The organism is Margalitia sp. FSL K6-0131, assembly GCF_038008735.1.
GTDB classification, from domain to species: domain Bacteria; phylum Bacillota; class Bacilli; order Bacillales; family Bacillaceae_C; genus Margalitia; species Margalitia shackletonii.
In genome coordinates this window covers 2336810-2356057 of sequence record NZ_JBBOZS010000001.1, presented here as the reverse complement: position 1 = coordinate 2356057, position 19248 = coordinate 2336810, and the positions used below count along the sequence as shown (strand labels likewise).

The following is a 19248-nucleotide window of genomic DNA, read 5'->3' as shown; positions in this document are numbered from 1 at the left end:
CCCCAATCATATACATTTTTTTTCTAAATAATTCAGCAATCTAGATACTATTATTTTTGCATTTTTGGAGGTATGCTCCATTCCAATACAAGATGGACAGCCGTTTTCACATCGGCATTTCATCACCAATTCATTTGCTTTATTAATAATTTCATTAATATTCTCATATACCTTTTCACTCAAGCCTATTCCGCCTGGATAACGGTCATACAAAAAGACAGTAGGTTTTTCATTGTGAACTGCTTTAATTTGCGGAACAACATGAATATCATGCGGGTCACACATAACAAAAAGCGGAACGATTGACTTAAATAAATTGGCAATCCCGACTAATCCGGCTTCCAAGTCTTCCTTTTCTTCTTCAATTTGCAGCGAAATCCATGCTGCATTTGTATGAAGTTCCATTTCAGGCAAATGAATGGGGCCAGAACCGATATTTTCATGTGTATTAAATTTTATTTTTTTGAAGATCGTAGCCATTGCTTGTACGGATACATCCCCATATCCTATTTCGAACTTGCCAGTTTCTTTCATTTTATCCGTTTCCAAAACACTAAGTTTTACTGCTAAGTTTGCATCTGTATAGTAATCAACATCTACCTCACGGACATAAGCTTTTTTCTCTTCCCAATCAAGCTCTTCTACTTGATATTGGACTCCTTGATGAAGATAAATAGCCTCATCATGAAGTAAGGTTAGGGCGCTGAATTGATCCATTTCCCCTATTACATGAACATTTGCCTTTTCACTTATATCGATAATAACAACATTTTCTTGGGAAGCAGATCTTAGACTGATGTTATGCGCAGGGAACGAATCATTCATCCAATACCATTTATTTCGATTAAAATGTAATACGCGTTCTTCAACAAGAAATTCAAGAATATCTTCTATATCAACCCCTCCAAAACGCTCACCTTGCTGAAATGGAAGCTCATAAGCCGCACATTTAATATGATCAACAAGAATTACTAGGTTATCTGGATTGATTCTGGCAGTCTCTGGATTTTGCTTAAAGAAATATTCCGGATGCTCAATAATAAATTGATCAATGGGAGATGAACTGGCTACCATGATGATGAGTGCTTCTCCGTGTCTTCTACCCGCACGTCCGGCTTGCTGCCAAGCACTTGCAATAGTTCCTGGATATCCTGTCATTAAACAAACCTGTAGTCTGCCGATATCAACACCTAGCTCCAATGCATTCGTACTGACAACACCATAAATATCCCCGTTTCTTAATCCTTTTTCAATTTCCCGTCTTTGTGTAGGTAAATAGCCGCTTCGATAACCTTGAATCGACTTAGGACCCAATTGATATTTAACAGCTTCCTGTAAATAGGTCAGGATAACCTCGACTCGGACACGGCTTCTTGCAAAAACAATCGTTTGAATTTTATTCTTTAAAAGCTCTTTCGCAATATTTCTTACCTCTAATGTTGCACTTCTGCGAATATTTAAGGGTTGATTAACAATTGGAGGATTATAAAAAACAAAATGCTTTCTCCCTGATGGTGCTCCATTATTATTAATTAACTCCATTCGGGCACCAGTTAAGTTCTCGGCTAATTCTCGCGGATTCGCAATGGTTGCAGATGTGCAAATAAAAACAGGGTTGCTTCCGTAGTACTGACAAATTCTCTTGAGCCTGCGAATAACGTTTGCAACATGACTTCCAAACACACCTCTATATATATGTAATTCATCTATAATGACATATTTAAGATTTTCAAAAAAAGAAACCCATTTTGTATGATGAGGCAGAATAGCAGAATGTAGCATATCTGGATTTGTAATGACAATATGTCCTGCTTTCCGAACCTTTTGTCGAATATTGGAGGCAGTATCCCCGTCATATGTATAACTATTAACCTTTATTCCTGCCCCTTCAATAATTTCATTTATTTCACTTTTTTGATCTTGGGCAAGTGCTTTTGTTGGAAACATATAAAGAGCTCGTGAATTTTCGTCTTCTATAATAGTTTGCAACACTGGAAGATTGTAGCATAAAGTCTTTCCCGAGGCTGTAGGTGTCACCGCAACAAAGCTTTGCTTTTGATATGCAAGCTCGAAAGCCGTCCATTGATGTGTATAAAGTTCCGAGATTCCTCTTTCTTGAAGAGCAATTCTTAGCTTTGGATGTACGGATTCGGGAAATGGTACTGTATTTGCTTCTTTCTCCTCTATCGTATGCCAATGAACAATTTGGTCCTTAAATTGTCTATCTTCTTGTAGTAAATGAATGATCTCATTCAAAGTCTTTTTTTTAAACACAACGTTCACCTCATTACTCTAATTTTAGCGAATAAACGTTCGTTGTGAAAGGATTTTTTATAGATTTACAAATACTTCCGGTCAAACACTTTCTTTAAGCTCTATTAAGATAAGGTGATACCATCAGAAACTATTGCAAAATGACACCATTTTCTTATTCCTTCATACACTGATTTTGAATATCTCTGTTTGAAAGGAGCCTTTGTAATGTCTGAAAAACCGGATAAAATGGAAAAAAATTCACTTCATGATCCTTTTCAGGGACTGATGCGTTCCATGAATAATATTTTCCAAGAACCTCCCGTCAAGGGATTTTTAGAAAGTATTGATGAATTCTTCTCGGCACCATTCCCATTTTCTGCATTTCCAGTCGAGCTTAATGAAACGGATAAAGAATATATTATCACTGCTAAGCTTTCCGGTGTGAAAAAGGATCAAATCAATATTGATATTTTCCAACAGTACATCACGATTTCAGTAGAAAATGTAGAATCAACAACTCAAGAAAATCAAAATCAAAAATCGATTTTCAAAAAGAGCTCTATGCAACGATCTTCCAGAACTATCCCTTTGACGAAGCCGATAAATGAAGCGAAAGTGAAGGCGAATTACGAGGACGGTTTATTGACGATTCATGTACCAAAGGAAAATGGTAAACGTTTAAGAATTGAATAAAAAAGAAAAACGGAAGCAACTTGCACATCGGCGTACGGATTTTCCAAGTGAAAATAACACTTCCATTTTCTTTCACCTTATGTTGACTTATCGTAGGAAGGAGACAATGAAATCCGCTGGCTGATAGGCGCTGCTTCTAATCAAGGACTAACTTCATTAAATATTTTTTATATCAATAAAAAAAGGAATCAGCATCTAACATTTGATTCCTCTTTTTTTTTCAATTATTAGGTTACTATTTGTTTTCAACTTTCTTAATAACAAATTTCATTTATATGGTCAAACTTTTATTATGGATTTCAATACAGTAATGTAGCAAAATTGCAAAAATAATAAGGCTATCTAGCCCTATGGTTTAAATAAGCCTCCAAGACCTTTCACCATCGTGGAAACTTGGGTTACTGCATTCATCATTTGACCGGCGGTATTTACCATTTTATTAAAATCAATCGACCCATCTTGTGATTTAAAGGAATTCATTATTGAATTCATCCCGCTTGCTGGTGGTTTAGCATTGTAATGTGACTTTGGATATGGATTTGAATAAGGTTTATAGCTATTTAATACCTCATTCTGATTTACTGGCTGAAGTGGATTTTGAAAAAGCTGTTGTTGTATCGGATATTCATTCGCTTGAGGGTTGTAGACTGGCACTTGATTATATCCCCCATATGCTTGAAATCCATTAGGAAATTGCTGTACAGGATAAAGATATGGTTGATGCATTTGATGCGGAAATGGTGCATTCGGAAAATTAGTTTGGTTAAACATAGTCTGTGATGGAATGTTCTTTCGGTAACTACTATCCGGTACGGACGGACTTCTATAGGAATTATATCCATTCATATTCTTATCCTCCTAAACTTCAGGTCATACTAATACACTTTATGAGTAGGAATAAAAATGGTGATTTGTCTAAATAAGAAAAACACCTCGCATTACAGTTAGAGGTGAGTGGTGGATTTGAGGGAATCAGCAAGGCAACCAAGTTCTTTATTTCAGTTTTGATCAAAAGTAATATCTGTTGTATTACTGTCTTCTGTTATTTCTAATTCCTCTAATAATCTATTTAAGACATAATCGACGGATTGTATATGACCTTTAAATTTTTTTAAGCTAGTTTCCGGATAGAAAGCTCTTACAGACACCATTTGAATGTTTTCTGATACATTTTTTAATTGAATTGGATGAATGTGTTTTGGGCGTGTCCTTTCTACCCATTTCACAACTTGAGGTAGCCATTCGTCACAAACCATCTTTACTCGATCTGCAAATGGCTTCACCTCTTTAAAAAAATCACCGGCTTCATTGGTTTCCCGCGCTTTTTGATAGGCTTTTAATGCAGCTTGATTTAACTCTATAAGTAAATTTGTTTGTTTTCTTAATTGTTCAATGTCCATTATATCCTCCGATAGATCGCATTATATACATAGAGAAAAAGTAGCCTATGAGCTACTAAATGCACATTTATTATATTTTTTCATTATTTATATGTCAAAAAATTAAGCTGATTCCATAAGAAAAGCGAAGTTCCTTGCCCATTGGTATTCGGATTTAGTAGGCTTCGACTGAGAAAAAGGAAACACAGTGAAGTAGCTCAACAACTTGAGAAATTGGCACTGCAAATTTCACCGAGTAAAATTTGAAATGCAATTTTACCTAATACCCTTACCTGAAAGGAGGAAACATAAAATACGATATCCGATGGCTTCTGGCGCTCGACCGAGAACTACATTGATTATATAATTTCTTTTAAAAAAATATTTATTGTTTCTAGTCCTTCAATACAATACAGGTTAGGCAAATGATTGTAGCATTCTATAGGAAACACTTTTATTTACCTTTTCTTCTAGCAATGCCATCTTTCTCTCTAAATGATAATAATCCATTTCCACTTGTCGAGTTACTTTAAGTTTCTCCATATCCATTTGACTCTCTAGTTTCTTTTCTAGTTTCAAAACCTCCTGTTCCAAATTGTCAAGCATTTGTAACACTTCATTTTTTTCGATCATATTGTTCGACCTCCAAACAAGACAAGTTTTGTTATATATAATTCTGTTTTCATTTCTATCTCCCTTCTCACCTGACAAAACTAGAAGTTATTCGGCAAAGAAAGTGTTCTTCATTAAAAAGCGGGCACCATTCGACATCTGATGCATGATGTTAAGGAATGTTGAACACACTAATCAATGGAGGTGGATCTTTATGGATAGCAAAGAAAAGAAACTGCAAGAAAAGCAGGAAAAAAAACAAGATTCCAAAGCTGGATATGGCAATCCAAAGCTCTCTGGACCAAATAGACCTTCAACCTAAACCAAATATTTTAGCTTACAGTTTAAAAAGGAAAAGCAGGAAAGAATGAGCCTATGCTTTTCCTTTTTTGCGTTAGGTTGTTTTCTAGCAATAAAGTTAAGAAAAGAACCTTACATTACAATTAATTTTTTCTAAAGAGCATATTGACACAATATTTTCTTATATTTAGTGAAACAATGAAGGTTGTAAATTCGTCGAATAATGATATACAGAATTAATGTTATTTTATTCACCATAATTTTTGCTATGATATAATTTAGCATGTGAGGTGATAAGCTAATGGATCTCCACTATCCAAATGGGAAAAAATATGTGCAGATGGAAACGGTCAAAAAGAAGCCAACTTTACCGAAAAATATTTCGTATAGTAATAGAGGTATGACCCTAGAATCAGACTTAAACGAAACAAATTTATATTATTTAGAGCAAGGAATAGCCGTCATTCATAAAAAGCCAACTCCTGTACAAATTGTTCAGGTAGATTACAAATCAAGAAGTACTGCTGTCATCAAGGAAGCATATTTTAAACAGCCCTCGACAACTGATTATAATGGAGTATATCGTGGTAGATATATAGACTTTGAGGCAAAAGAAACACAAAATATTACTTCATTCCCTTTACAAAATTTTCATGCTCATCAAATTGAGCATATGAAAAGGATTGTAGAACAAAATGGTATATGCTTTGTCATTCTTCGATTTGCAAAATCAGAAGATATTTTTCTATTAGAAAGCCAATATCTCTTTAAATTTTGGGATAGGATGGTATTAGGTGGACGAAAATCGATCAAAAAAGTTGAAATTGAGGAAGTTGGACATAAGATTTCACTTGGAATACAGCCTCGAATCGATTATATTAATATAATTAACCATCTATATCATTTTGGGGAAACTAATTCATAATGTTTTTTGAACAACAACTTTAAATAAGTCTCTTTTCGTAATCTTTGTTGTTTTAAGTACATTTCATATGTGTAAAACAAGCTTAATTTAATACAACGAATAATACTTACGAAAATACTTAATAACCTTTAAAGTTGGGAAGAGAGGAAATTTTTTTATGGCAGATAAATATCAAACACGAGAGGAACGCCGAAAACAACAAACGTCAAAGGCTCCAAATAAAAAAGGAAAGCGTAAAAAACGGTCTCTTTTTAAAAGATTGTTCCTTGCTTTTTTTCTCATTTGTTTGATTGGATTATTGTCTGGAGTAGCTACTTTTGCTTATTATGCAAGCAGCGCTCCTAAATTAAACAAAAAAATGCTAACAGACCCTGTAGCATCGCAAATTTATGATAAAAATAATCATCTTGTTGAAACAATAGGTTCAGTCAATCGAATTTATGTAAGATACGATGATTTACCAAAACTTGTGGAAGATGCAGTATTAGCAACGGAGGATGCCCGTTTTTATAAACACCATGGGATTGATCCAATTCGTTTAGGTGGTGCTGTTTGGGCCAATTTAACTCGTGGATTTGGTGCTGAAGGAGCTAGTACTATAACACAGCAGGTAGTAAAAATGTCTTTCCTATCCGAACAAAAAACACTGAAAAGGAAAGCACAGGAAGCATGGCTATCCATTCAATTGGAAAGACAATATACAAAACATGAAATATTAGAAATGTACCTAAACAAGATCTATATGGGAAATGGTGTTCATGGAATTGCAACGGCTGCAAAGTATTATTACAATAAGCCATTGAACAAATTAACTCTTCCAGAGGTAGCCGAACTTGCTGGTATACAACAGAGTCCAAATAACTACAATCCATTTGATAATCCTGAATTGGCCGAAAAAAGAAGGAATATTGTTCTTTCTTTAATGTATCAGCATAATAAAATCAACAAACAGCAAATGGCGGATGCCAAAAAGGTTCCAATTACCTATGGATTAGTGAAACAAAAAAATCGTACAAAAGCTAAGCAAAAATATGACGCATTTGTGGATGCTGTAATAGATGAAGTTCAATCTATGGGCGACTATAATGTTTTCACCGATGGCTTAAAAATTTATACGACATTAGATCCGAAAGCTCAAGAATATACAGAAAAAATGATGAATACAAATGAAATTGTTAACTATCCAGATGATAAGTTTCAGGCTGGTGTCACATTGCTCGATACGAAAACTGGCGAAGTTCGCGCCATTGGCGGTTCACGCAATCCAAAAGTCTTACGAGGAATGAACTATGCAGTTGATACAAAACGACAACCTGGTTCCACTATTAAGCCTATTCTCGATTATGGGCCAGCTATCGAATTTAATAAGTGGTCCACGTACCATCAATTAATGGATACACCAACCAATTATCAGCATGGAAATATACCATTACACGACTGGGACAGACAGTATAAAGGCCAGATGTCCATGAGAAAGGCATTATATGAATCAAGAAATATCCCAGCTTATAAAGCATTAATGGATGTTGGTTTTGATAATGCGAAAAAATTCTCAGCAAATTTAGGATTTAATTTTGATACTATCTATGAATCATCCGCTATTGGAGGAGGAATTAATGTTTCCCCTGAACAAATGGCAGGAGCATATGCCGCATTTGGAAATAATGGCATTTACAATAAACCGCATACAGTAAGAAAAATCGTCCTTCGCGATGGGGATACGGTTGTGAAAAATGACATCAAGCCAAAAATTGCCATGAGTGATTATACAGCATATATGATTACGGATATGTTAAAAGACGTGCTTACTGCTCCTACTGGTACAGGTAGAGATGCATATGTGCCAGGATTAAACCTTGCAGGCAAAACTGGAACAACCAATTATTCTGATGAGGAAATGAGAAAATACAATATTCCTGATTCTAGAGCTGTTCCGGATGCTTGGTTTGCAGGATACAACACGGATTACACATGTGCTATTTGGACTGGATACCCTGATAGAAAGAATTATATTGCACCTGGTCCTAATCAGCATATTGCACAGCTTATGTTCAAGCATTTAATTAGTTATGTGGAGCAAGGGAAACAACCAGAAGACTTTAAAATGCCAAACAGCGTTGTGAAGTTGCCGGTTGAAATTGGCACGAACCCTGCACAGAAACCGAGTCCATCAACTCCAAATGATAAAATCTCTTATGAGTTATTTGTAAAGGGCAATGAAGAACCATCTCAAGTATCGCAAAAGTATGATAAGCTTGAGTCCCCTACAAATGTAAAAGGAAGTTATAATAAGGATACGAATGAAATCAATTTAACATGGGATCATCCTAAAGCAAATGCTGGCGTCACCTTTGAAGTTACTAGTACTATTAATGGTGCTAAGAATTCACTAGGTTCAACCAGCGATAAAGCAATGACCATTGCAAATCCTCAGCCGGGTGCTACCTATACATTCGAAATTACTGCTATCTTGAATGGAGAGCGAAGTAAACCAGCTGTCATCACGGTTACCGTTCCGAATCCGAATGAAAACGGAAATGGACAAAACAATGGGGATAATGGTAATAACAACGGTAATAACAACGGTAATGGCAACGATAATGGTTCTGGAAATAACAACGGTAATGATAATGGTAATAATAATGGCAACGGTAATAATGGCAATGGCAATGATAACGGAAATAATAACGGTAATGATAATGGCGGCGGTGGCAATGATACTGGCAATGAAAATAACGGAGACAATCAAACACAACCGCCTAATCCTCCTGGTGATAATAATGGTTAATCTTATAAAGGAGTGCATGAACGGCACTCCTTTATAAAAAACAAAAATAAGGCTTCTCCTTTAACAACAAAGGAGAAGCCTTATTTTTGTTTATATTTTTCGATTGTAATCTTTCTGGCATAGTGTTTTTGCTGCTCTGTGAAAAGCTCCGAGAGTTGGATAAAAGCAGGATAAGTATGGTATTTAGCCACAATGAATCCTAGACGTTCTACCAAGTTTATAGGCTTACAATCCAACAATTTAACTTCCTTTTCCCATTCAAATAATTGAACCGGTTTTTCGTTGCTCCAAAATAATAGCGTAAAATATATTTCAATACCTTTTAACATTTGCAAACCTATATCTATATTGCGCTTCTTTAACAATGAGACTAATTCATCCTTTATCCGTTTCCATTTATCAGCTAATTTAGGAATTTCATTTTCCGAATTTAGCCATGGAGCAAGCCCGCTATGCTCAGTGTAATATAAGAGTTCAGGAAAAAAGAATATACCTTCTCCTTCCCTACCTATCCCTTTTAAATTTACATCAGGGAAAAATAAAGGATGTTTGAGTTCTCTTGGTACGGTAATATCCAATTCATATCACTTTCTTTTTCATTCGTTTTTTTCCTTCACGGCACAATTCTAAAAGCGGGCATATTTCACACTGCGGATTTTGGGCTTTACAATGATAACGGCCAAAGAAAATCATGCGATGATGAGTAATAGACCACTCTTCACGGGGTACTTTTCGCATCAGAGTATTTTCAACCTCTAAAACACTATCCTTATAACGGCAGAATCCTAGACGCTTACTTACCCTTTCCACGTGAGTATCCACTGCAATTGCAGGTTCTCCAAATGCAACAGATACAACTACATTCGCTGTTTTTCTGCCGACACCAGGCAATTTTGTTAATTCATCACGATCCTTTGGCACTTCCCCATTAAAGTCCGAGATAAGCATCTGAGAAAGTTTTTGAATATTTTTCGCTTTATTTCTAAATAAACCGATTGATCTTATATCATTTTGCAGCTCCTCAAGCGAAACGGATAAGTAATCTTCTGGTGTTTTATATTTTTGAAATAATTGTTTTGTTACTTTATTTACCAGCGCGTCAGTACATTGAGCTGATAAAGAAACCGCAATGACCAATTCAAAGGGATTGGAATGATTTAATTCACAATGTGCTTCCGGAAACATTTTTCCCATTTCATCAAGGCAAAAACGGATTTGCGATTGGTTTAACATCTAACAATACCACCTTACTTCTTACATTTAATCCTGTCTGGCGCAAGCAGCCATCGGTTAACGGATTTCTCCGTCGCCTTTAGGAAAAGTCAACATCAGGAGAAATTTGAAGTGTTAATTTCACTCATCCCTGCGTTTGAGCGGCTGCGCTTATGCTTTTCTTATTGCTCCAACCAATTATAAAATGGAACGGTATTTGTACTTTTTGAAGCAACATTTGTAGATTTGCGTTGTTCGCGAAACTTTTTGCCGTGTTTGTTCGCTTGTTCAATGGTTTTAATCCCATTCTTTTTCCATTCAAAAAGAATTCTGTCGATATACCTAAAGTTGATTTTTCCAGATAAGACGGATTCTTTTAATGCAGCTTTAATAATTTCCGGATTATGCTGATCCTGATCAAGCCACATCGCTAAAGTTTCACATTCCAAGGGAGATAATGGCCTTCCAAATTCCATTTCAAATGTGGTATATAAATTCGTTTCCTGTATCAAATTCTTTTCTAGCTCGTCCTGCTTTTTATCATAGATGAGCTCCTCTATTAACTTTTCCCATAAAGGTCTTAACGAATATTTTTCGTAGCGGATATTATTTTCAGCATAACCTTCTTCTATGGAAATAAATTTATGTTGAAGTAACTTTCCAAGGATAGAAGCACAAATACTATCAGGAATTGTCATTCTATTTGCAAGCTCTTCCGGCGTTGGAAAGTCCTTCCCCTTTTCCAGAAAAGAATGAACTTGCAGTATCAAAACTAATTCTGTTTCATTCAAGCCTATTTTCTTATATTTTGACAATAAAAGTTGTGGAATATGGAGATTACCTTCTTCCATCCATGTCATCATTATTTCTTTATCCATGATCGGACACCTCATTTATAAGTATATCATGGTGCATTGCTCTTGAGAATCGAAATAGATTTCCATTCTATCCTAGAATGAATAAGACAGAAAAAGAAACCGGCAAATAAGCCGATTTCTTTCTTAAGAGATAAGGAATTATATTATTCAGCCATTTTTCTAGTAATGAATGATGTAATTCTTGTTAGCGCATTTTCAAAATTTGCTAAAGATGTTGCATATGAAAGTCGAATATAATCTGCTGCTCCAAAACCTGATCCAGGTATTACTGCAACATTAGCTTCTTCTAATAACCCTTTTGCAAAAGCGTCTACTGATGAATATCCTGTAATTTCAGCTGCTTCTTTCGCGTTTACAAATAAGTAAAAGGCGCCTTGAGGTTTCACACAGCTGAAGCCTGGAATACTTATTAACTTAGGATAGATTATATTTAATCTTTCTTCAAACGCTTTTCTCATTTCTTCAACTGGTTCTTGTGTTCCATTGTAAGCCGCTATCGATCCATATTGAGAAGGAGTAGTCGGATTAGATGTAGAATGACTCGCCAAATCCGTCATCGCCTTAATAATCTTTTCATTTCCAGCCGCATATCCTATTCTCCAGCCAGTCATAGAATGAGATTTTGATACACCATTAATAATAATAGTTTGTTCCTTAAGAAGTGGCGAAATTTGCGCAATGGATACATGCTGATGTTGATCATATACTAATTTTTCGTATATTTCATCCGAAACAATGATGATTCCATTTTCCAAACAAATTTCTCCTAATGCTCTTAACTCTTCCTTAGAATAAATCATTCCGGTTGGATTACTTGGAGAGTTAATGATAAACGCTCTTGTCTTTGGTGTAATCGCTTCTTTTAATTGTTCCGGCGTGATTTTAAATTGATTTTCCTCCGTACCAGTAATAAACACAGATTTTCCACCTGCTAGTTTTACTTGTTCCGGATAACTGACCCAGTATGGAATTGGTATTATTACTTCATCTTCTTCGTCTAAAATGACTTGAAAAAGAGTATATAATGCGTGCTTAGCACCATTCGTAACAATGATTTCAGAAGGTTTATAATCAATTCCTTGGTCACGGATAAATTTATCGATAATCGCTTTCTTTAAGGCAGGTAGACCTCCTGTCGCAGTATATTTCGTTTTTCCTTCCTTCATAGACCTTACTGCGGCTTCAATAATATGATCTGGAGTATTGAAATCCGGTTCACCTGCTCCAAGACCGATTACATCGATTCCTTCCGCTTTCATTTCATTTGCCTTTGCTGTAATCGCTAATGTTGTTGAAGGAGTTAAAGCACTAACACGTTTTGCCAAAGTAATTTCCATTGGTTCTCCCTGCCTTTTCTATCCACTTTTAGTTAAATATAGCTATTTTCGCAAGATTTTTTCTATGCCAAATTGATTCTCATTCTTAATGAAGATTCCATTTCGGGGCTTCTTTTGTCATACGTTCCCTAAGTAAAAATAATTATTAGGGTTCCCTTAACGAAATCAACATAGTGCACAATTCCTCGAGGATTGTTCCCGTTATTCGAGGTTAGCCAACATATTGGGCACGATTCTCCCGATATTGTTCCCGTATATCCATGTCAGTCCCCATATCGGGCACGATTCTTCCGGTATTGTTCCCGTATATCCATGTCAGTCCCTATATCGGGCACGATTCTCCCGATATTGTTCCCGTATATCCATGTCAGTCCCCATATCGGGCACGATTCTCCCGATATTGTTCCCGTATATCCATGTCAGTCCCCATATCGAGCACGATTCTCCCGGTATTGTTCCCGTATATCCATGTCAGTCCCCATATCGGGCACGATTCTCCTAGTATTGTTCCCATCATTCCATATCAGCCAGCGTTACGGGCATAATTCCTTGAATATTATTCTCGCTATTCGATGTTAATAAAAGAGCCTTAAATATTTTCAATTAATGTTGAATGATTACTTGTTTTTGGAAAATCAATATAAAAATAATTAAGTTTTTTTGATTTATCTAAAAAGGATACTTCCCAAACTGGCATTTGGTCTTTCATTCCAAGACGAATTCCTAAAATTTTCGCTGGAGTTTTCTTCTCCATAAGTTTATTTAAGGCTTCTTTTTTTGATATTCCATCTGCCCATTTCATAATCGTTACATTTTCTTTTTTATTTTCCGGGATCCAAACAGCTACCTTCGTACCGTTTTTTTGTTTCCCGACCACAACAGAATAGTTCTCAGTACCGTTAAACTGATAAAACTGATCAGCGGAAACAAGATTTGCTTTTTGCTTCGCCTCTGTTATTGCGGTTTGATGCGCCGAATTTAATGGATTTACTGCTTGAAAATAAACATTTACAAATAATCCGATAATCCCTACTACTACAACTATGCTGATTCCTAATATCCATTTTTTCATATTTTACCCTCTTATGTACGGTATATCGTAAAAATTGCCTTTTTATCGTCCTTTGAATCCAATGCAAGACCGAACATTAGATCTTCCTCTTTTAAAGTTCGATTTAATGCGTCCACAATTTTATATAAATCGGAATGATGTTCAATCTTTACAGAAGATAATACTTCAATTTTACTCTCCATCTTCATCCTCCTTTACACACAAATTTTGTTACTCATATGGTCCTCACGATAAGGCAACAATAAAATTAATTACACTTCATCATTATAACAGTAAAACAACAGTAAATGATGATTAATTATTAAAAAATACTTCTAGTCCACACTTATTTACGCTGCATTTTGCAGCGTTTTTTATTGGTTAAAATGTTTCTATAACCATTTTTCGATATTATCAATAATGTCCGATAAATTGCCGTGCTCGATTGGCAAAGGAGGTATGGATTTAATAAATGCATTTCCATAACTGGTTGTTTCTATTCTTCTGTCAAAGACAATCACAACGCCCCTGTCCGTACTCCTTCTTATAAGACGGCCAAATCCTTGCTTGAATCTAATGATTGCTTCCGGCAAAGAATGTGCCGTAAAAGCATTAATCCCTTTTTGTTTGTAATTCTCATTAATGGCTTCTGTGATTGGATCATCTGGAGGAGAAAATGGAAGTCGTACCATTACTAAACATGATAAATCTTCACCAGGAATATCGACACCTTCCCAAAAGCTGTTCGTTCCAAAAAGTATTGCTTTATCAAAACGTTGGAAATTCTTCGTAAGTCGTGTTCTGCTCCCGGAAGTGATTCCTTGAGCAATCAAAATAAATTCCTCCAATAATCCGCAAGCTTTCATATAATCATGAACCAATCTTAATAGTTCATAAGAGGTAAATAAGACAAGCATTCTTCCTTTAGTTGCTTGAGCAATACCGATAAGATGATTGGTGATGTCTTGTGCATATTCTTGAATGGAAACCTGATGAATTTCAGGTATATCATTCGGTATGAATAATTTTGTCTGCTTTTCATAATCAAACGGAGAAGGGATACATTTTTCCATAACCTTTCGATTTGAATTTAGCCCGATGCTATCTTTGAAATAGTGAAAAGAATGATTAATGGTTAAAGTGGCTGAAGTAAGAATAACACTCTTCATTTTTTCAAATAGCTTCTCGTTTAAAGCAGAATGGGCGGAAACCGGTTGAGCCATTATGGTAATACTATTGGGCAGAGCACGCTTATCCCCTTCTATCCAATATACATGATGTTCCAGTGGGTGAAGCACAAGTGACGATATGCTGCTTTGAAGCTGTTCCAGATCCCCTATAAATCCATACATCTCTTCCAATAAAGCTTTTTCTTTGTTTTTTAACTGTCCGCTTTGTTGATTTAGGGCATCTAATCTTTCTTGGATGCCTTTTCTAATATCAGTAAAAAGCGCAACAATTTGCTCTGCACATAATTTTATTTTTTCCCAACTAGGTTTCTTTCGACTTTCCTCCGTTAATCTAATCCGTAATTTTGGTTGAGATTTTTCCTTTTTATTAATGGAATGTTGAATAAACTGACCAATCATCATAAATAATTCATCCAAGGAAAGATCTAGCTCATGAATCATGAAGTCAAGTTCAAATGCATGAACTGTAACAGATATATTTTGTGCGTCTGATAAACGTTCCAGCTGATAATATAATTGCTTCTTTTCGTAAATACCTAAGCGGCTTAACAAAAATTTACTTGTATTAAATCCTAGTGAAATCGACAAATGCTGACGGGCTGCATGCTCCAAATGATGTGCCTCGTCCATAATAAGATAAGAAAAATCAGGAAATAACTTAATATCTTGGACAAGCTCCGTCAGTAACATGGAATGATTAGTTATAATAATATCTGCATCTAGTGCTGTTTTTTTGGCATGCAGGTAAAAGTCTCTTGAAATCCATGGATCCTTTTCCTTCGTTAAATGCCAACCATCATGTTTGATTCTATTCCAATAAACACTTCCACCGGTGGATATGTTTAGTTCATCCACGTCTCCTGTTACCGTTTGGGTCAACCATACCAGTATTTGCATTTTTGTTAGTAAGGAATCATATTGCCAGTCCCTTTCCGATAGAGACTGTTCAAATTTAAACATATTTAAATAATGACTTCTCCCCTTTAGTAAAACAGTTTTAAACGGAAAAGGAAGAATGTCGGATAATAGCTTTATCTCCTTTTTCATTAATTGTTCCTGTAGCTGTATGGTATATGTACTTATTACAACAGGCGTTCGTTCTTTACAGGCAAAATAGATGCTTGGGAGTAAATAACCAATAGACTTTCCGATCCCCGTACCAGCCTCAATGACTGCATCATTCGTTTGCTGAAAAGAAGCGAAAACCGCGTCCATCATTTCAAATTGTCCATTTCTGCGTTCGTAATGCTCAACATATTGAGAAAGTAATCTTTCTTTTTCCACAGATGTTTCAGGGTATTGAAACGGTTCTCTATAATGATCGATTTTAGCAGAGAGCTGCTTCTTTTTAAGGGCAATGCCTCGATAGACCTCCAAATCATGCGGTAAATCTTCAATATGTTTTCTTTTCTCCATAACAATATCATCAAAAAGAATATCAATATCACTTTTTAAATGCATGGAAAAATCCGCTAACTTCTCGAGTGTTACAAGCGGTAGCTTATTTGCCTTTTGCAACAAATATAAAAGTAATTCAGCTGTTACCAACGCATCACTATCAGCCTGATGCGGCCTTTCATGTGTTAAAGACAAGCTTTCTGCCAGTTCGATAAGTTTATAACTATCAGAGTCAGGGAGAATAATTTTAGCTAATTCAACCGTATCAATCATACTTCCTGTAAACGGTTCTACCCCCACCCTTTCAAACTCATTTTGCAGAAATTGAAGATCAAATAAGACATTATGTGCAACAAAAATACACCCTTGCAAATAATCCCTTAGAAAAGGTGCAATTTCTTCAAATGAAGGAGCATCTTTTACCATACTTTCATTTATACCTGTTAATTCCTCTATAAATGGCGGAATAGATATTTCGGGATTCACAAACGTAGTGTATTGATCGATAATATTTTCTTTATTCATTTTCACTGCAGATATTTGGATAATTCTTTCCCCTTTTTTCGGAGAATTACCAGTTGTTTCTATATCCACAACAACAAAATGCTCGTTCATAAAAATCACCTAATTTTTTATACATGTGCTTGAATTCTTTATCTAGTTACGGCACCTATCGTCTAGCGGACTTCCAAGTCTTCTCCCTGCGGATAAAACATCAGGTAAAATTACAATTCAGATTTTACGCGGTATAATTTGAATTGCCAGGATCACTAGGTCCAACTACCTGACTGTGTTTATTTTATATCAGTAAAGCCAACGTAAAATTGGCACATCAACTTCAATAGCCCGTATGTCAGTGCTGCGGTGTCTCCATTTTCTAATAGTGTAGCATAATTTTATATTGCAATACATTAATAGCATGTAAAAAACCGCATCCAAATAGATACGGTTTTTATAAGTTATATCATTACAGTAGCTTCCGGTTCATGTGAAATCATTTCTTTTACACGATTATGTTGATCCATTATCGCGATTTTAGGTTGATGAAAAGGCATTTCCTCATCACGGATCATCACATAGGAAATGATAATGACAATGTCCCCTACCTGAACTAATCTTGCTGCGGCACCATTTAAACAAATTACTCCGCTTCCCCGTTTTCCAGCTATTATATAGGTTTCTAATCGTGCGCCATTATTATTATTGACAATTTGCACTTTTTCATTTTCAACCATTCCAACTGCATCTAATATATCCTGATCAATCGTTATACTCCCTACATAATTTAGGTTTGCTTCTGTTACAGTTGCTCGGTGTATTTTTCCATTCATCATTGTGCGAAACATGATGTATCCTCCTCATTCACTCTTTGTTAGGTTGTTTCTGCATGGATGGTTGCTTTTCGTCATTTGTTAAAAATCTTAAGCAGCTTGGTGTTAGGGCATCATTTTTAAGTTTATTCATTTATAACCCAATGAAGATTGTTACCTAACTTTTAGTCACTGAAAAGCAATAAAGTTAAAAAAGAGACTTCGGTCACGCAATCTCCATGATTATATTATCAATGAGTCTTGCTTTTGAAAATTGAACTGCAAGCGCAATAATTATTTTTCCTTTTATTTCAATTAAAGGTTTTAAAGATGGATATTGATACATTTCAATATAATCAATTGCACCACTAGTAGTCGACTGCAAATGATTTTCGATTAAAGAAATAATCTTATCCATATTCCTCTCACCATTTTGTATCGATACTTTTGCAACCTGTAAACTTTTTTGTAGTTCTACAGCTTCCATTCTTTCCTGGTCATTTAAATAAACATTTCTGGAGCTTTTTGCAAGTCCATCTTCTTCACGAACTGTATCCACTGCCACTAGTTCAATTGGAAAGAAAAAGTCCTCGATTAGGCTGTCTACGACTGATACCTGTTGAGCATCCTTTAATCCGAAATATACTCGGTTTGGCATAACAAGATGAAATAGCTTCGTTAAGACCGTAACCACACCATCGAAATGACCTTCTCGTTTCTTTCCGCATAGAACGTTTACACGATTTTGAACGGTCATCTGAATAGCAGGAGAATTTGGATATATCTCTTCCACAGATGGAACAAATAAATAGTCAATCCCGACGTTGTTAGCTAATTGTTCATCCTGTTTAAGATCCCTTGGGTATGTTTCAAAATCTTCATTTGGTCCAAACTGAAGTGGATTTACAAAAATGCTCATAATAACAATGTCATTGTTTTCACGGGCGTTTTTTGCTAGAGTTAGATGCCCTTCATGTAGATAACCCATTGTTGGAACAAAGCCAATTGATTTACCCTCATTTTTATGCTTTAAAGAAATCATTTGAATTTCTTGTCGTGATGTTATTACTCTCATGATTTATTTTCCTCCGTAAATGTGAATCAGTTCTTCATTTTTCATGGAATAACTATGGCTCTCCTCTGGAAAAGACCCATTTTTGACATCAAGGATATATTGGCCAATGCTTTCTAAAGCAACACTGTTTACATCCCCATATTTCTTTACAAATTTAGGAACCCTGTTTATCCCATATGACAATAAATCATGAAAAACTAAAACTTGACCGTCTGTAGAAACCCCTGCCCCAATCCCGATAGTGGGGATATTTAATTGTGCTGTTACTTGTTCCGCGATTTGCTTCGGAACACATTCCAAGACAACCGCAAAAGCACCAGCTTCCTCACACATTTTCGCATCCAAAATTAACTGATTTGCCGCTTCAGCTGTTTTTCCTTGCACCTTATAGCCACCAAAAATCCCTACCATTTGCGGGGTCAAGCCCAAATGTGCCATGACTGGAATACCAGAATTGGTAAGCGAGCGTATCATGGATATAACCTCTCCGCTGCCTTCCACCTTGACAGCATGTGCCCCGCCTTCTTGGATAATGCGAGCAGCGGTTCTCAAAGTATCTTCACGGCTCAAATGATAACTCATAAAAGGCATATCTGTTACGACAAAGGTATTTTTTGCACCGCGTTTTACCGCCTTTGTATGATGGACCATGTCGTCTACAGTGACTGGAATGGTTGAATCATATCCAAGTACCACCATTCCTAAAGAATCTCCTACCAGAATCATATCGATGCCTGCTTCTTCTGCCAGCTTTGCACTCGGAAAATCATAAGCAGTCAACATCGAAATTTTTTCCCCTGTTTCTTTCATTTTCAAGAAATCGGTTGTTTGTTTCATTCAAATT

At 35.8% G+C, this 19248-nt stretch carries 17 protein-coding genes; 3 read left to right on the top strand and 14 right to left on the bottom strand.

Translation table 11 applies throughout. From position 1 onward, the window contains the following. Positions 1–6 precede the first annotated feature (6 nt). Complete coding sequence (locus NSQ59_RS11470) at positions 7–2256, bottom strand: DEAD/DEAH box helicase (RefSeq protein ID WP_445669241.1); 2250 nt, start codon at positions 2254–2256, stop codon at positions 7–9. A 225-nt stretch (positions 2257–2481) separates the two neighbouring features. Between NSQ59_RS11470 and NSQ59_RS11465 the strand changes: the two genes are divergently transcribed. Then, entirely contained in the window at positions 2482–2949 is a 468-nt protein-coding gene (locus tag NSQ59_RS11465) for an Hsp20/alpha crystallin family protein (protein WP_055739475.1), read from the top strand. Between the two features lie 348 nt (positions 2950–3297). Here NSQ59_RS11465 and NSQ59_RS11460 read toward each other — a convergent pair whose 3' ends face one another. The 3 genes from NSQ59_RS11460 to NSQ59_RS11450 form a co-directional block, all read right to left on the bottom strand. Further along, positions 3298–3795: a YppG family protein gene (locus NSQ59_RS11460; protein WP_126648635.1), complete on the bottom strand. Its 498-nt coding sequence runs from the start codon at positions 3793–3795 to the stop codon at positions 3298–3300. 152 nt (positions 3796–3947) lie between these two features. After that, complete coding sequence (locus NSQ59_RS11455) at positions 3948–4349, bottom strand: YppE family protein (RefSeq protein ID WP_083489284.1); 402 nt, start codon at positions 4347–4349, stop codon at positions 3948–3950. A gap of 396 nt (positions 4350–4745) precedes the next feature. Then, the gene (locus tag NSQ59_RS11450) at positions 4746–4961 is read right to left on the bottom strand and encodes a hypothetical protein (protein WP_055739473.1); all 216 of its coding nucleotides are present in this window, start codon (positions 4959–4961) and stop codon (positions 4746–4748) included. Positions 4962–5541: 580 nt separating this feature from the next. Between NSQ59_RS11450 and recU the strand changes: the two genes are divergently transcribed. Continuing rightward, positions 5542–6165 carry a Holliday junction resolvase RecU gene (recU, locus tag NSQ59_RS11445; protein ID WP_340831252.1) on the top strand — a complete coding sequence of 208 codons (624 nt, stop codon included), beginning with the start codon at positions 5542–5544 and terminating at the stop codon, positions 6163–6165. A 157-nt stretch (positions 6166–6322) separates the two neighbouring features. Continuing rightward, positions 6323–8953 carry a penicillin-binding protein 1A gene (locus NSQ59_RS11440; protein ID WP_055739471.1) on the top strand — a complete coding sequence of 877 codons (2631 nt, stop codon included), beginning with the start codon at positions 6323–6325 and terminating at the stop codon, positions 8951–8953. An 80-nt stretch (positions 8954–9033) separates the two neighbouring features. Here the strand turns inward: NSQ59_RS11440 and NSQ59_RS11435 are convergent, their stop codons facing one another. The 10 genes from NSQ59_RS11435 to panB all read right to left on the bottom strand — a co-directional run bounded on the left by NSQ59_RS11435 (position 9034) and on the right by panB (position 19241). Further along, on the bottom strand, positions 9034–9531 hold the full coding sequence (locus NSQ59_RS11435; protein WP_055739470.1) for a YpoC family protein: 498 nt from the start codon (positions 9529–9531) through the stop codon (positions 9034–9036). Position 9532: 1 nt separating this feature from the next. Then, entirely contained in the window at positions 9533–10186 is a 654-nt protein-coding gene (gene nth, locus NSQ59_RS11430) for an endonuclease III (RefSeq protein WP_055739469.1), read from the bottom strand. Between the two features lie 161 nt (positions 10187–10347). Further along, positions 10348–11043 (bottom strand): DnaD domain-containing protein, encoded by a 696-nt coding sequence (locus NSQ59_RS11425; protein WP_055739468.1) that lies wholly within the window; start codon positions 11041–11043, stop codon positions 10348–10350. Positions 11044–11186: 143 nt separating this feature from the next. Next, positions 11187–12374: a pyridoxal phosphate-dependent aminotransferase gene (locus NSQ59_RS11420; RefSeq protein ID WP_055741200.1), complete on the bottom strand. Its 1188-nt coding sequence runs from the start codon at positions 12372–12374 to the stop codon at positions 11187–11189. Positions 12375–12969: 595 nt separating this feature from the next. Further along, positions 12970–13452: a cell wall elongation regulator TseB-like domain-containing protein gene (locus NSQ59_RS11415; RefSeq protein ID WP_055739467.1), complete on the bottom strand. Its 483-nt coding sequence runs from the start codon at positions 13450–13452 to the stop codon at positions 12970–12972. 11 nt (positions 13453–13463) lie between these two features. Continuing rightward, entirely contained in the window at positions 13464–13634 is a 171-nt protein-coding gene (locus NSQ59_RS11410; protein ID WP_083489283.1) for a YpmA family protein, read from the bottom strand. A gap of 189 nt (positions 13635–13823) precedes the next feature. After that, entirely contained in the window at positions 13824–16634 is a 2811-nt protein-coding gene (dinG, locus tag NSQ59_RS11405; protein ID WP_340831245.1) for an ATP-dependent DNA helicase DinG, read from the bottom strand. A gap of 344 nt (positions 16635–16978) precedes the next feature. Beyond that, the gene (gene panD, locus NSQ59_RS11400; RefSeq protein WP_055739465.1) at positions 16979–17365 is read right to left on the bottom strand and encodes an aspartate 1-decarboxylase; all 387 of its coding nucleotides are present in this window, start codon (positions 17363–17365) and stop codon (positions 16979–16981) included. A gap of 190 nt (positions 17366–17555) precedes the next feature. Beyond that, complete coding sequence (gene panC / locus NSQ59_RS11395) at positions 17556–18404, bottom strand: pantoate--beta-alanine ligase (RefSeq protein WP_340831241.1); 849 nt, start codon at positions 18402–18404, stop codon at positions 17556–17558. A 3-nt stretch (positions 18405–18407) separates the two neighbouring features. After that, a complete protein-coding gene (gene panB, locus NSQ59_RS11390; RefSeq protein ID WP_055739463.1) occupies positions 18408–19241 on the bottom strand; it encodes a 3-methyl-2-oxobutanoate hydroxymethyltransferase in 834 nt (277 codons plus the stop codon). Positions 19242–19248: the final 7 nt, after the last annotated feature.